9 protein-coding genes are annotated in these 14,994 nt (G+C 56.5%); 3 read left to right on the top strand and 6 right to left on the bottom strand.

Going from position 1 to position 14,994, the window contains the following annotated elements:
- The first annotated feature begins 5 nt into the window (after positions 1–5).
- Entirely contained in the window at positions 6–932 is a 927-nt protein-coding gene (locus tag KUF54_RS06355; protein WP_255576337.1) for an amino acid ABC transporter substrate-binding protein, read from the top strand.
- Between the two features lie 61 nt (positions 933–993).
- Here the strand turns inward: KUF54_RS06355 and KUF54_RS06350 are convergent, their stop codons facing one another.
- From KUF54_RS06350 to KUF54_RS06325, 6 genes are all read right to left on the bottom strand, one after another.
- The gene (locus KUF54_RS06350; protein WP_219345807.1) at positions 994–2,031 is read right to left on the bottom strand and encodes a patatin-like phospholipase family protein; all 1,038 of its coding nucleotides are present in this window, start codon (positions 2,029–2,031) and stop codon (positions 994–996) included.
- Positions 2,032–2,065: 34 nt separating this feature from the next.
- A complete protein-coding gene (ligA, locus tag KUF54_RS06345) occupies positions 2,066–4,207 on the bottom strand; it encodes an NAD-dependent DNA ligase LigA (RefSeq protein ID WP_219345806.1) in 2,142 nt (713 codons plus the stop codon).
- Between the two features lie 69 nt (positions 4,208–4,276).
- A complete protein-coding gene (locus KUF54_RS06340; protein WP_219345805.1) occupies positions 4,277–5,638 on the bottom strand; it encodes a cell division protein FtsZ in 1,362 nt (453 codons plus the stop codon).
- A gap of 36 nt (positions 5,639–5,674) precedes the next feature.
- On the bottom strand, positions 5,675–9,202 hold the full coding sequence (gene smc, locus KUF54_RS06335) for a chromosome segregation protein SMC (RefSeq protein ID WP_219345804.1): 3,528 nt from the start codon (positions 9,200–9,202) through the stop codon (positions 5,675–5,677).
- 259 nt (positions 9,203–9,461) lie between these two features.
- Positions 9,462–9,791 carry a YnfA family protein gene (locus tag KUF54_RS06330; RefSeq protein WP_219345803.1) on the bottom strand — a complete coding sequence of 110 codons (330 nt, stop codon included), beginning with the start codon at positions 9,789–9,791 and terminating at the stop codon, positions 9,462–9,464.
- An 86-nt stretch (positions 9,792–9,877) separates the two neighbouring features.
- Positions 9,878–13,144, bottom strand: a complete 3,267-nt coding sequence (locus KUF54_RS06325) for an EAL domain-containing protein (RefSeq protein WP_219345802.1) — start codon at positions 13,142–13,144, stop codon at positions 9,878–9,880.
- Positions 13,145–13,549: 405 nt separating this feature from the next.
- Between KUF54_RS06325 and KUF54_RS06320 the strand changes: the two genes are divergently transcribed.
- Both KUF54_RS06320 and KUF54_RS06315 read left to right on the top strand, forming a co-directional pair.
- On the top strand, positions 13,550–14,050 hold the full coding sequence (locus KUF54_RS06320) for a flavodoxin family protein (RefSeq protein WP_219345801.1): 501 nt from the start codon (positions 13,550–13,552) through the stop codon (positions 14,048–14,050).
- A 256-nt stretch (positions 14,051–14,306) separates the two neighbouring features.
- The gene (locus tag KUF54_RS06315) at positions 14,307–14,945 is read left to right on the top strand and encodes a TetR/AcrR family transcriptional regulator (RefSeq protein WP_219345800.1); all 639 of its coding nucleotides are present in this window, start codon (positions 14,307–14,309) and stop codon (positions 14,943–14,945) included.
- Positions 14,946–14,994: the final 49 nt, after the last annotated feature.

The raw sequence follows: 14,994 nt of genomic DNA, 5'->3' as shown, positions 1-14,994 counted from the left end.
TATTCATGCTTTTTTCGGCTCGTCCCCTCAAGCGCCTGCGCTCATCCATGACAACGCTCAACATGGCTGCAGCACTGATTGTCTCTTTCAGCGCCCTACCCGCCGCGCAGGCTGGCGAGCTAGAAAAAATCAAGGCCGCAGGGCGCATTACGATCGCTCACCGCGATACGTCGATTCCTTTTTCCTATCTTGATGCCAACAAAAAGCCCATTGGCTATGCCATGGACCTGTGCAGCAAACTTGTAGATGCCATTCGTGCGCAATTGCAGATACCCGCACTGCCCGTGGACTATTTGGCGGTCAGCTCTGCGGCGCGTATTCCGACCATCGTTGAGAGCAAGGCGTCGCTGGAATGCGGCTCTACCACCAATACAGCCGAGCGCCGCAAGCAAGTCGACTTCACCATTTCTCACTTCATCGCCTCGGTACGCTTGCTCACTCCCGTCAGCAGCAACATCACTGCGGTGGATGACTTAAGCGGAAAAACTGTGGTCTCGACTAAGGGCTCGACCAGCATCACAGAGCTTGCGCGCATCAATACTGAGCGCCTGCTGAAAATAAAAATCATGCCCGCTAACAACCACCAAGAAGGTTTTGATGCAGTTGCCGCTGGCACAGCCCAAGCCTTTGCGATGGATGATGTGCTGCTATCCGGCCTGCGCGCCCAGTCCAAAGAGCCTGCTAAATACGCGATTGTGGGCAAGCCCATGACGGTTGAGCCTTACGCAATCATGCTGCCCAAGGACGATGAGGCCTTTAAGAAGGTGGTTAATCAGGAAATGCTGCGCCTTATCCGCAGCGGTGAGCTGCAGGCGCTCTACGCCAAGTGGTTTCAAAAGCCGATTGCACCCAACGGCATCAACTTAGAGATGCCCATGTCTTACTTGCTGCGTGAATCGTTGCGCTACCCCACAGACAAAGTCAGCAATTAATTAGGGCCACGCAAAAAAAAGACGCTACATCAGCGTCTTTTTTTTCGACCGCAGACTCGCTTTACAGTCCCCAACCCTTGAGCGCTGGCAGCACCTGCTGCGTTGCTGCATAGCCCTCATCAATGGACTCACGCCCACGGTGAAAGTCCATGAGGCCGATATGCGAGAGGCGCGGCGCGATCAGTACTTCCGCCGGGTCTCCCGCCATGCGGCTGCGCGTAATGCGCATTTGCATGATGTTCACGCTGGCCATCACCACGTTGAGTAGCGAGGGAATGCGCGGGGAATCATCTTCATCCTCATCACTGCCCTCCTTGCGTCCCATACGCATGACAGAAGATGACATGCTGGTCATGCTGCGCTTCCACTTGCCCGTCCAGCCCACTGGGGATGCATGGGCCGCCAGCGCCTCAGGAATCACCCCCAAGGGCTGAGGCGGCTCCTCATCTTCGAGATGCATCTGCGACACATGAACCTCTCGGGTGTGAATTTTCAACTCACTCTCGCTCATGTCCACAGGCTTCATGTGCTTGCGCATGATGTCGGCATTCAGGTCAACGGCAATCACAATATCCGCTCCCATGGCGCGTGCCAAGGACACCGGAACTGGGTTGACTAAGCCCCCATCGACCAATAAGCGCCCATCAAGACTGGATGGCGTGAACAATCCGGGCAAAGCGATAGAGGCACGCACCGACTCAGCAATCGAGCCCTTGCGCAGCCAGACTTCAGCACCCGTTTGCAGATCGGTTGCCACGCAGCCAAATGGAGCGCCCAGCTCCTCCATGGTTTCCTGCACAAAGTTTTCGCGCCAGAACTCGATGATCTTCTCGCCCTTGAGCAAACCACCGCCCAGGTTGAAGTCCATGAAGCCGAAGACTTTGCGCTTGCCTAAACCCAGCACCCAGCTCTCAAATGCGTCCATTTCGCCGGCCGCATAGGTTGCACCGACCAGCGAACCTATGGATGTGCCGCAGATGATGTCGGGGCTGATCCCTGCCTGGCGCAGTGCATGCAGCACGCCAAAATGAGCCCAGCCACGGGCAGATCCGCTACCTAAAGCCAGCCCAACAATCGGTTTGCGTCGCAATGTGTTCATGCTTGCTTTTTACAACATTGAAAACTTAAAAAAATTACACCGGCTTCCCGCCAGCCAGCAGCGCCAGCATGCCCGCTTCGTCCAGCACAGGCACACCCAATTCTTCGGCCTTGGCCAGCTTGCTGCCCGCCTCTGCCCCTGCCACCACATAGCTGGTTTTTTTACTTACCGAGCCAGAGACTTTGGCGCCAGCTGCCTCCAGCATATCTTTGGCCGTATCGCGTCCCAGCGTGGGCAGGGTGCCGGTCAGCACCACCGTCAAGCCCGCCAGAATTTGCGGTGCTTTCTCAGCGGGCTCGCCCTCTTCCCAGTTCACACCGCAAGCGCGCAGCTGCTCTACCACCTCGCGGTTGTGCGGTTGGGCAAAAAAGGTGTGAAGGCTTTCAGCCACTATGGGGCCTACGTCTTTGACCTGGACCAGCTCTTCAACACTCGCATCCATGATGGCATCCAGCGTGCCGAAATGCTTGGCCAAGTCTTTGGCCGTGGACTCGCCCACATTGCGAATCCCCAAGCCAAACAAAAAGCGCTGCAGCGTGGTGCGCTTGGATTTTTCCAGCGCATCAAGTACGTTCTGGGCCGATTTGACCGCCATGCGATCTAGCGCCGCAAGAGACGTCAAACCCAGCTTGTAGAGATCAGGCAGCACGCGCACCACCTGCGCATCCACCAACTGATCGACCAGCTTGTCGCCCAGACCTTCAATATCCATAGCTCGGCGGTGGGCGAAGTGAAGGATGGCTTCTTTGCGCTGCGCGCCACAGAACAGGCCGCCCGTGCAGCGGTGGTTAGCCTCGCCTTTTTCACGCACCACTTCACTGCCGCAGATGGGACAGGCCTTGGGCATGCGAAAGTTGGGTACGTAAACTGGACGAACTCCAGGCACCCTACCCGCAACCTCCGGAATCACATCGCCGGCGCGGCGCACGATGACCATGTCACCCACGCGCACGCGCTTTTTGCGAATGTCGAACAGATTAGATAGCGTGGCATTGGTCACAATCACGCCGCCCACTTGCACAGGCGCAAGCCGCGCCACGGGGGTGAGCTTGCCAGTGCGGCCCACTTGCACGTCGATGGCTTCCATCACTGTAGGCATCTCTTGCGCAGGGTATTTGTGCGCCACGGCCCATCGCGGCTCGCGGCTCTTGAAGCCCAGTTGACGCTGCAAAGCCAAGCTGTTGACCTTGTAGACCACGCCATCAATTTCATAAGCCAAATTGGCACGATCAGCCCCTATGCGCTCATGAAATGCTACTAATTCAGAAGCACCTAGTGCAATAGATACCTGGGGTGCAACCGGAAAACCCCATGACTTCAGCGTCTGCAGCATGGCGTAGTGAGTGCCAAAGTCTGGCCCGCCTTCAGCGGCCGGCGTGATCTCGCCCAGGCCGTAGGCAAAGAAGGAAAGCGGGCGCTGGGCGGCGATGCCTGAATCCAGCTGGCGCACCGATCCCGCCGCCGCATTGCGCGGGTTGGCAAAGGTTTTGGCGCCTGCGGCCTGCTGGCGCTCGTTGAGCTTGTCCAGATCGGCCTTGGCCATATGCACCTCGCCGCGCACCTCTACCACGGGCGGCACATTCTGGTCAGCGGGCAAGCACAGCGGAATCTGGCGAATGGTGCGAATGTTGTGCGTCACATCCTCACCCAACTCACCGTCGCCGCGGGTGGCGGCTTGCACCAGCACTCCATTTTGATAACGCAAGCTCATGGCAAGGCCATCGAACTTGGGCTCGGCCACATATTCCACAGCGGGGTCGGTCTCTGTCAACTCCAGCTCTTTGCGTACGCGCTGATCGAAAGCGATGGCACCTGAGGCCTCGTTATCGGTTTCGGTCTGAATGCTCAGCATGGGCACGGCGTGACGCACAGGAGCAAGGCCATCGAGCACCGCACCAATCACGCGCTGCGTGGGCGAGTCGGGGGTAATGAGTTCGGGGTAGGCGCCTTCGAGCGCTTGCAGCTGCTGATAGAGGCGGTCGTACTCGCCATCAGGCACCGTAGGAGCGTCTTGCACATAGTATTCATGCGCCCATTGGTTGAGCTGGGTGCGCAGCTGCTGCGCTTTAGCTTGCACGCTGGCAGGCGTTGCTGCTGTAGAAACTCCTGTTTTAATAGCAGATAGTCCTTTTGGTTCTAGGGGCTCAGCGGAAAAAAGGTCTAAATTCTCGGTCATACGCATCCCGCTGCAATTGAAAGTCTGAGATGAAAAAGGCCAACAATGTTGGCCTTTATATTTTGTGGTTTAGCTAAAAAGCCTTCTGGCAAGAAGCGATCCTGCTGACAGCTCGCGGCTGTCGAGCTTGTCGTACAGCAGCTCTAAATCATGCTGAATCGGATCGAGCGCTGACACTGGCAGCAAGTAACCATTTTGGTCGCAAAGCACACCGTCCATAGTCTGGCACAGCTGCTCGGCCACTTGACGCAAGCGCACAAAAGGCTGCTGGCCTCGCGGCACCTGTGCGACATCCAAACTCAGCAAAAATTCACGCACCACGGACTGATCCAGATCGGCGCCCATGGCGGCCTGCGGGTCGTAGCTGAGCACCAGCTCGGGCGGCAAGCCATGGTGTGGCGACTGCAGCACCATGCGTCCGGGCATGGGCGTTGTGACAAAGCCCAAACGCTGTGCGTTTTGCTGCACATAGCCTGCGCTCCATGAGGCTTGACGGGCGCGCAGCATAAAGCTCAGCTGGGCATCATGCTCGCTGGCGAATTGGTCTAACTCGCGGGCCCGCGCCACTTCATTGAGCATATTGGGCACATCAGCCATGGCACCCAAGGCATCGGCAAAGCGCTGAATCTTGGTGACAAACTCCGAGAACTCAATTTCGTTGAGCGAGCCTGTACGGTTAGCCAGCTGCACACCGGCCTGAAAGCCCAGATAGCGCTGACCAGCTTGCAGAGGCTCCCACTCTTTGCTGTCTTTGTTCATGCCTTCAATGGAGAAGGGCTTGTTGCCCGCACGGCGTGTGCTGGGCTGGGCCTGCAACGCCACTTCGCCGGGCACAGGTTGCGCCACGGTGATGGGGGCGATGGCGTCAATCAGCGCATCTAGGTAGCCACGGCGTTCTACCGAGGATGCAGGCGGAATTGAGGCAGACAAAAGCTCGCCGGTGAGCACAGGCTCAATCGGCTGAGTATGTTCTTTAGTGCTTGCAGCTTGACCGTTGACAGCTGCAATGGCTGCATCGGTGCGCTGGGCTGTGACTTCGCCTTCTGGTTGGGCACCGTTTTGAGCCGCCAGATTATCTTGCGCCGCAGACTCTTGGCGCTGCGCGTCTTCGTGCGCGTCACGTGCCACCAGACGAGCCAATTCGGCATCGGCTTCTGCAAAGCGGCCAGCAGCTTCAGGCAACTGTACTGGCTCAGCGCCGGGGATGGCTTGGCCAAAGTCGCCCAGCACAGGCTCGCTTTGGTATTTGGTCAGGTCAGAGCCGTGACCCACGGTGTTCATACCGGGCTCATGGCGCAGCGGATCGGCGCTTTCCTCAACAGGCTCTGCGCGCTTGGGCGCATTGCGGCGCGCGGACCAAGAATTGTAGGCAATGATCAGAATCAATAGCACTACACCCAAAACGGCCAGACTGATTTGCAAATGACTCATATGAGTAAACAGTTCTTCAAAAATGGGCGACTAAGCTCAGGATAGCTCAGCCATAGACAGTGCGGACTCCATGTCCACGGCAACAATTCGTGAAACGCCCTGCTCCTGCATGGTCACACCAATCAACTGCTCCGCCATTTCCATGGCGATCTTGTTGTGACTGATGAACAGGAACTGCGTGCTCTTGCTCATGCTGTGAACCAGCTTGGCATAGCGTTCGGTGTTGGCATCGTCCAGCGGCGCGTCCACCTCGTCGAGCAAACAAAAAGGCGCAGGGTTGAGCTGGAAAATGGCAAACACCAGCGCAATCGCCGTAAGCGCCTTCTCCCCGCCCGAGAGCAGGTGAATCGTCTGATTTTTCTTGCCGGGCGGCTGGGCAATCACCTGCACGCCGGCATCCAAAATTTCATCACCGGTAATCACCAGCTTGGCCTGACCACCGCCAAATAGCTCGGGGAACATGCGGCCAAAGTGCTGGTTGACGATGTCAAAGGTGCCGGTCAGCAGATCACGCGTTTCAGCGTCAATCTTGCGAATGGCGTCTTCCAAGGTGTCCATGGCCTGAGTCAGATCGTCCATCTGCGCATCGAGGAAGGTCTTGCGCTCTTTGGCCAGTGTCAGTTCATCGAGCGCTGCCAAGTTCACCGCACCCAGCGCTGCAATCTCGCGGTGCAGGCGGTCAATTTCGCCCTGCAGACCATGCATGCGCACATTGCCCTCGGCGATGGACTGGGAGACGGCTGCTAAATCGGCATTGGCTTCGGCCAGCAGATTGCTGTACTGCTCAAGCCCCAGACGCGCAGCCTGCTCCTTGAGCTGAAACTCGGTAATGCGTTGGCGCAGCGGGTCCAGCGCTTTTTCAAGGCTCTGGCGGCGCTCATCGCTGGCGCGCAGCTTGTTGGTCAGGTCTTCGTATTCGCTGCGGCGCTGGGCAACGTCTTTTTCGCGCTGCATCTTCAAGTCAAGCGCGTCTTGCAGGCCGCCTTGGGCTGCGGCATCGGTCAGGCGCGTCAACTCGTCCTGCGCGCGCTGCTGCTCTTCAGCCAGCGACTTAGCTTGCTGACTGGCCGTTTCAATGGTGCGCGACAGCTCAGCACGGCGGGCGTGCAAGGTGCGCTGCGAGAAAGTGGCCTCCTGGGCTTGCCGCTCCAACGTGCGCAACTGCTCGCGTGATTCGTTCAAGCGGCGCTCGGCTTCGAGCACGCGGTCGCCCAACTGGGCATGGCGCTCTTGGCTATCGGCCAGCTGCATGTCCAGCTCTTCAAAGCGGCCTTCAGCCGACATCTTGCGCTCTTCGATATCGGAGAGCTGTGCCTCTACTTCAGACAAATCGGCAGAGATCTGGGCATTGCGCGCACGCGCTTGCTCGGCCAGTTGCGACAGGCGCAGAGTCTCGACCTGCAGCTCATGGGCTCGGCCTTGCGACTCTGTGGCTTCGCGGCGCGCAGCGACCAAACGCTGCGAGGCATCGGCATACGCGCTTTCGGCGCGCACCAGCGCAGAGCGCGACTCGTCCGCAATCAACTGCTGAGCGCGAACTTCTTTTTCGAGGTGCTCAATTTCCTGCGCACGCGCCAAGAGGCCCGATTGCTCGGAGTCCTGCGCATAGAACGTCACGCTGTGCGCGGTGACTGCGTGGCCTGTGGGCACATAAATGGTTTCGCCGGCCTGGAGCTCAGCGCGCTTGGCCAGTGCTTCATCGAGTGAAGGCGCCGTATAGCAACCTGAGAGCCAGTCCACCAGCACAGCGCGCAGACCGGCATCGTTGATCTTGAGCAAGTCGCTCAGGCGGGCAAAGCGGGCCGTGGACGATGCTCCAGCCGCTTGTGCGGTGCTGAAAAAAGCCAGACGCGCTGGCGGTGCATCTTGCCCACCCGAGCCCAAAAAGCCGCGCACCATATCAAGGCGGCCCACTTCCAAAGCGCTCAAGCGCTCGCGCAGCGCGGCCTCGAGGGCATTTTCCCAGCCCGACTCAATGGCAATACGGCTCCACAGCCCTTGCAAGCCATCCAGACCATGCTTGGCCAACCAAGGCTGGAGCTTGCCATCGGTCTTGACCTTTTCCTGCAGTGCCTTGAGTGCATCAAGCCGCGCCGACAAATCGGCGTGGCGGCTGCTTTCCGCATTCACCGCTTGCTGACGCGTGCGACGGTCTTCGTCCAACTGGGGCACGCTGTCTTGCAGTTCGTTGAGCACGGCATCAGCCATCTCAGCCAGCTCTTGGGCTTCGGATAACTGCGCCTGCAAATTAGTCAGGCGCGCTTCATCAGGCGTTTGCAGCGCATTGCGGTCCGTGCGCAGGCGCTCGTAACGGGTTTCAAACTGGCGGCGCTGCTCATCCAGACTGCGCTGCTCGGCGGCCAGCACCTGAATTTGCTGCTGCACCTGCACCACAGAGCCGCGCTGGTCAGCATCGGCTTTTTGCGCAGTACGCAGCGCATCTTCTAAGTCGGGCAGGCGAATGCTTTGCTCTTCGAGCTGAGCAGCCAGCATTTCTGCCTGCTCTTCGGCATCCATGCCCGCGCCTTCAATGTTCTCGATCTCGCCCTGCGCCTCTTCGCTGCGGCTGCTCCACAGCAGCAGTTGCTCTGCCAACTGCTGCAGACGCTGCTGCACACGCTGGCGGCCTTCGACCACGTATCGAATTTCGGCTTCAAGCTTGCCGACTTCAGCCGTGGCCTCGTACAGCTTGCTTTGCGCTTGGTTGACTTGGTCGCTGGCGTCGTAGTGCGACTGGCGCAGGGTTTCAAGTCCGCTTTCGTTATTGCGGATATCGGCCATACGCTCTTCAAGCTCGTTGACGACCTTGAGGCCATCAACGCGCACGCGGTCTTGCTCGCCTTCGGCTTCGGCACGCTTCATAAACCACAGCTGCTGCTGCTTGAGCGTGACCTGCGCGTTCAGGCCGTTGTACTTGGCCGCAACTTCGGCCTGCTTTTCCAATTTATCAAGATTGGCGTTGAGCTCGCGCAGAATGTCTTCCACACGGGTGAGGTTCTCGGTCGTGGCCGAGAGGCGGTTTTCCGTCTCACGTCGGCGCTCCTTGTATTTTGAAACCCCAGCCGCTTCTTCGAGAAACAAACGCAGCTCTTCCGGGCGCGACTCGATGATGCGACTGATCGTGCCCTGGCCAATGATGGCGTAGGCACGTGGCCCCAAGCCCGTACCCAGAAACACGTCCTGCACGTCACGTCGACGCACAGCTTGGTTGTTGATGAAATAGCTGCTGTTACCGTCACGCGTAAGAACGCGCTTGACGGCAATTTCGCCAAACTGGCCCCACTGCCCACCAGCGCGGTGATCGCTGTTATCAAACGACAACTCCACACTGGCGCGGCTCGATGGCTTGCGGTGCGTAGTGCCGTTAAAAATCACGTCCTGCATGGACTCGCCACGCAACTCGCTGGCCTTGCTCTCGCCCAGCACCCAGCGCACCGCATCCATGATGTTGGACTTGCCGCAACCGTTAGGGCCGACCACGCCAACCATCTGCCCGGGCAGCACAAAATTAGTGGGTTCGGCAAAGGATTTAAAGCCGGAGAGCTTGATCGTATTCAGGCGCACGGTGTCAGGATGGGTCTAGAGGCGGGCCTAAAAAGGCTTGAATGAGCGGGAAAGCAGAAATGCGAAAACCGGCTGCAACACGCAAAAATCTTGAGAAAAATCCAAATTTCCCCAAACTTTGCAAGCAACCGATGACAGGCTGGAATCATAACGCGCCCTGCCCACTATGCGGCCAAGACTGGGGCAAACACGTAAACCATAGCAATTAGTGCAAGAGCTATATAGGCTTGCGGCAGTTTTAAGCTGTTTTTTAATTCGATCAGCCCCTGGGCTGAAAAGCGATGAGCCCTGCGCCCAGCAAGCAGACCGCCACACCGCCCATGTCCCAGCCGCTTGGTTTGATGCCATCCACCAACCACAGCCACACCAAAGCCGCGCTGATGTAGATGCCGCCGTAAGCCGCGTAGATACGGCCCGAGGCCGATGGGTGCAGGGTCAACAGCCACACGAACAGCAGCAAACTTGCCGCAGCGGGTAGCAGCAACCACGCACTGCCGCCTTGTTTTAGCCACAGCCAAGGCAGGTAGCAGCCCACGATTTCGGCAACTGCCGTCAAGGCAAACAGCAACAGGGTTTTGATTTCAGGCACACGAATCTTTCATTTAGCAACTGCCGCTATTGTGTCTGTATCGTCATTACTCAATCCTGTAGCAGCTCTTAGCCCATAGGCTGTAATTAGCGCATAGAGGCCGGACTGAGAGTAGGCGCCGGTACCCCCGGAACATTGCCAACCGTCACCAATCGCTCAAACTCCGATACCGCGACCGGGGGACTCATCAAAAAGCCCTGCCAAGCGTAGCAGCGAATGCTTTCCAAGAAGCGGCATTGCGCCTTCGTTTCAACCCCTTCAGCGATAACATGCAATCCCAAGCTATTGGCCAACCCCACGATGGTGCGGGCGATGGCGCCATCATTGGGGTCAGTCAGCACATCACGCACAAAGCTGCGGTCAATTTTGAGCTGATCAAGTGGCAACCGCTTGAGGTAATACAAAGAGGAGTAGCCCGTGCCAAAGTCATCAAGCGCGAAGCTGATGCCGTATGACTTCAGGCGATGCATTTTGGCAATGGTGTCGTCCATATCGGCGAGCAGCATGCCTTCGGTCAGCTCCAACTTCAATAGCTTGGCATTCGCACCATGCTCAGCCAAGGCCTTGAGCACTTGCTCAACAAAGTCGCTTTGGTGAAACTGCTTGGGGCTGACATTGACCGCAAGCACTAGCTGGCTGTAACGCGGGTGCTCGGCCCATGTCGCCAACTGCTTGCAAGCCGCGTGCAACACCCAGTCGCCTAGGGGCAAGATGACGCCACTTTCTTCGGCCAGAGGAATGAAATCCGCCGGGGGTACAAAGCCTTTTTTCGGATGCTTCCAGCGCAGCAAGGCTTCGGCTCCAATCACTTTGCCCATTTCGACTTGGGGCTGGTAGTAAAGTTCAAACTCTCCTGCGGCTACCCCATCGCGCATGTCCTGCTCCATTGATCGGCGCTCTTGCAGGGCGGCTTGCAAAAGCGGATCAAAAAAGCAGCTGACATTGCGCCCCATACTTTTGGCCTGATACATAGCCATCTCAGCTCGCCGCTGCACTTCTTCTGCGCTTAGCGCCTGGTCACCAAACAGGCTCAGGCCGATACTCACCGTCACAGAATGCTTTACGCCTGCTGCAATCATGGGCTCGCGCAACTGAGTCAGCCATTGACTTGCCTCCTGCTCAAGCCGAGCAGCAGCGGCGACGGCGTCTGACCCGAGGTCTTCAATCAGCAGCGAGAATTCATCACCGCCTTGCCTGGCAAGGGTTGCGCCCGGGGGCAGTAAGCTCAAAATGCGTTGACCCAAGGTCTGCAGCAGCAAGTCGCCTTGCTCCAAACCATAAGCCTCGTTAAAGGCCTTGAAGTTATCAATATCGAGCAGCAGCACTGCGCCAAAATGCGCCTTGCGCTGTGCAGCGGCCAAGGCATGTTGCAGGCGATCTGCTAAAAGACGGCGGTTGGGAAGGTCAGTCAGCGCATCATAGAAAGCCAAGCGGTTGACCTTTTGCTCAGCGGCTATGCGTAAGCTCTGATCTTGCATCACCATTAAGCAGCCATCGCTTTGCAGCACAGCACTGACTGCCACGGGGCGGCGCTGGCCATCACTGCCCGTTAATAACAGTGGTTGTGCTGCAATCATGCTGGTTGACGATTTAGGAGAAAACTCATCCCACTCAACGCCATCTTCATCAAGAGCCGCTCCTTGAGCCTGCTGCGACTTCAAGTTCTTGCGGGCAGCGGATTTCGCACTCTCCCAGCGCTGCTGCAAACGTTCACGCTCAGCCGCGTCAGGGAACATGCGCTCCCACCACTGCAAACTGCTGCCATCTAGCTGACCACCATGACCTGCGAGGCGCACAAACTCTTCATTCCAGTAAACCAGCCGCCCCTGAAGGTCCTCCATCACCAGCCCCACTGGCAGGCGCTGCATAAGTGTGCGCAATTGCTGGTGTCCCATTCGCTCCATTTGCTCAAGCCGCTTGCGCCCGCTGACATCTTGCACAAGCACTTGCAAGCGCTTTGCCTCTTGCGACCCAATCAGATAGGCATTGAGTTGTACCCAAACCGGTGATCCATCCTTGGCACGCAGGCGAAACTCGGCTGCATTGTGTTGGACTTGCCCCAGATCTAGCTCGTCCAACATGTGTGCGTAATGCTCCCTGTCTTCGAGCATCAGCAGATCCATCACGTTAGAGCTGAGAAGTTCATGCACCTCATAGCCCAACATGCTGCAAAAATGCTGGTTGACTTTTAGTACGCTGCGCGTTGGCGCGTTGATTTCAATCATGCCCATGGCGGCGTGCTCATACATGGAGTGAAAACGTGCATCACTTGCTTGCCGCGCTTGTGCACTAACTTTGATGCGCTTGCGCCAGCGACTTTGCCACCAGCCTAAAACCCAAGCGGCCAGCACCAGTCCAGCCAACACGCCAGCGGCCAGCGCCAACCATGGCAAAGTTTTCTCCATGCGGTATTGACTGCTGAGCACGGGCTTGAACTGAAATGCCCAAACTCGGTCATTGACCTGTATTTGTCTATCTAACTGCTTGACCGTCTCAAAACTGAGCTGGCCTTCTACGGCATCCCACAAGTCTGCGGTAAACAGCGTTTGTGCGGCTGGAGTGAATGCATCAGCTGGCGCAGTGAGGTTTTTGCTCCCCATCACCCACGGCTTTTTAGGTAATGCAGCCGGGCTTAAGTCCAGCAAACGCATCGTTACACGTGTGTTGAGATTGCGTGGCAGCAAATCTTGCGACAAATCCGCTAGCCGAATACTGGCGTTGAGCGTACCCATCAAGAACTGAGATGCAGCAAAGCCACCCACATCTGAGCGCAAAGGCATCCGTAGAGGCATGCGCAAAATCACACCATCGGGACTGCTAGGGAGCTGCAAAAAACGAAATGGCCCAGACATGGACATCTGGCGCGAATTCCATGCACTGATGAGCGAATGGAACGCCGCAGCAGGCTGGCGTGCATTGGTGCCCACCAAGCTCTCATTACCTACTAGGGGCCAGACATAGGAGATCTCGAATGCCTGAGCACCCTCCTCAAGATCAGCATGTTTGTCCTCAGGCACACCCTTGGTCAAACTTAAAGCCTGCAAGCCCACCACGGCTCTTTGACTGAGCTGGGCGTGCGCATATTGGGCAAACAACTGCTGATTGAGCTGCTCGCTATTGCCCAAGTCATGCGCCAGACTTGTTAGGAGATGCTCATAGTTGAGTAAGCGCTGCTCAAGCTCGCGCGTCGCCACAGCCGCACTGTGCTCCAAGCGTTTTTCAGTACGCAATTCATACCGCTGGTGTAGAGCCCAAGCACCCAAAGCACCAGTGCCAACCCCGAAGATCAAGGCAATCAACGCCAGCCAGCGCGAAGCGGCCTTAAACGTTGGTGGGGTTGCAAGTTGGAACATACAAAAACAAAAGTCTGAGTTATGAAGTTGCTAAAGACCAAATCTAAATAGCGCTTAACACGCTCATTGCCTACAAAACTTTGCCATTGTTTGTAAGAAAAATCCTACAAATTTAGAAGCAATTATTCAATCTGGTAGCGCTAAAAATTTGGGATTGTCTTTTTTACTCTTGGAGTAAATCTTAATTACAACTATGTACAGCAAACCTAAAGCGCTGCAAAATCAAGAGCAGATGAAGCCTGCTCAAATTGATAAGCATCAAGATTTGCCAATGACTTAGGCCATCTTGAATCACCATTTACCCTTGCAGCATTGTTAGTTTTAAACAACAGCATGTAAACCGTAAATTTCAAATGGTTATATCAGACCCCTTGCTTGGCCCACAAACCACACCAGAACCTAGTCATGCCCTTGCGCCCCACGTTGCTGATCGTCTACCACTCACAAACCGGTGCAACCCATCAGATGGCACAAGCCGCCCACCAAGGCGCGCTCGCTGAAGGGTCGGTTGATGTGCTCTTGCTGCATGCTAGTGAGGCCTCCGCACAAGACCTGCTCTCAGCTCATGGCTATATATTTGCCACGCCCGAGAATCTGGCCGCTATCAGTGGGCTGATGAAGGATTTCTTTGATCGCAGCTATTACGGCGCATTGGATCAAATTCAAGGCCGCGCCTACGCCAGTCTGATATGCGCGGGCAATGACGGCCGCAATGCAGCCCAACAAATTGAACGTATTGCCACAGGCTGGCGCCTCAAAGCAGTGGCCGAGCCCATCATCATTTGCACCCATGCTCAGACACCTGAAGCCATCCTCGCGCCCAAGAAAATTGAGCCCGCCGACTTGCAGCGCTGCGAAGAATTAGGTCAATCACTGGCTGCAGGGCTGGCTCTTGGGATTTTCTGAAAGCTGTAGCAGCACTTTCATGTGAAACGCAGTATCACGCACAGCCACTCCAACAATCAGGTCTGGCAAGACCTCAACTATGGCTTCCCCCCAATGACTATTTATGGAAAACTGCAATCATTGCGTGAGTGCTGTATATCAAAATGCTCTCCGGTCCACGCCTTACAAGGGCTCAAGGACTTTTTACCTATCTCAGTCAGAGCGTCCAAAGCCTAAAAAACCAGCCCAGAAGCTCTTCTAACAGTTGTCTTGCGCCATGACTCAACCAGAAATCGAACGACCTAAACGAACCCCACGGGGCCCCAGCCCTCAAAAGACTCAAGCGACGCGCCGCACCATCGTGGCTGCAGCGTTTGAGGAATTTTTAGAGCATGGCTATGCACGCGGCACCACGGCATCTGTTGCGCAGCGTGCAGGGCTCTCCAAAGTCACCCTGTTTCGCTACTTTGATAGCAAAGAAGCCTTATTTGAAGCGGTAATACAGACGCATATTGCTTCTGCCGCCTTGGCCCTAAAGTCCAGCACCATGCTCGACCATGAGTTTGTGGGCGAGTTTCTGATGCGAACAGTAGGCACAGCCGCCGAGGTCATTGACACCAGCGGCCGCTCTGCCACAGCGCGTCTAGTTATCGCAGAAGGGCTTGAGTTTCCGCTTCTAGCGCAGATGTACCGCCGCTACGTGAACGACGCCTTGTTAGAACATTTCACCAGACTCGCCGAGTTGGCTGCGCAGCGCGGGGAGCTGAAAGTACCAGAACTGGTTGAGCACCCCGCTTTGCTGCTAGCACCCATTTGGATGGCCATGATGAACAACACCGTCATTCACCCCGAGACGCCATTGAATGCCAAAACCTTGTTTGAGCTACAGGTCAGGCTGCTCTTTAAGATGCCTTAAAGATTTTTACATCAAACAAGCCTTAAGTCTTTACTAATAAAGCACTTGG

The organism is Comamonas sp. Y33R10-2 (assembly GCF_019355935.1).
In the GTDB taxonomy this organism is placed as follows: domain Bacteria; phylum Pseudomonadota; class Gammaproteobacteria; order Burkholderiales; family Burkholderiaceae_C; genus Comamonas.
Note: the sequence above shows the minus strand (reverse complement) of the source record. Positions and strands in the feature narration are given on the sequence as shown.

What these genes read in the sequence shown, in the direction of transcription:
- KUF54_RS06355 (WP_255576337.1), top strand. Translation starts at nt 6, where the DNA reads ATGCTTTTTTCGGCTCGTCCCCTCAAGCGCCTGCGCTCATCCATGACA.
- KUF54_RS06350 (WP_219345807.1), bottom strand. Translation starts at nt 2,031, where the DNA reads ATGAACACATTGCGACGCAAACCGATTGTTGGGCTGGCTTTAGGTAGC.
- ligA (WP_219345806.1), bottom strand. Translation starts at nt 4,207, where the DNA reads ATGACCGAGAATTTAGACCTTTTTTCCGCTGAGCCCCTAGAACCAAAA.
- KUF54_RS06340 (WP_219345805.1), bottom strand. Translation starts at nt 5,638, where the DNA reads ATGAGTCATTTGCAAATCAGTCTGGCCGTTTTGGGTGTAGTGCTATTG.
- KUF54_RS06325 (WP_219345802.1), bottom strand. Translation starts at nt 13,144, where the DNA reads ATGTTCCAACTTGCAACCCCACCAACGTTTAAGGCCGCTTCGCGCTGG.
- KUF54_RS06320 (WP_219345801.1), top strand. Translation starts at nt 13,550, where the DNA reads ATGCCCTTGCGCCCCACGTTGCTGATCGTCTACCACTCACAAACCGGT.
- KUF54_RS06315 (WP_219345800.1), top strand. Translation starts at nt 14,307, where the DNA reads ATGACTCAACCAGAAATCGAACGACCTAAACGAACCCCACGGGGCCCC.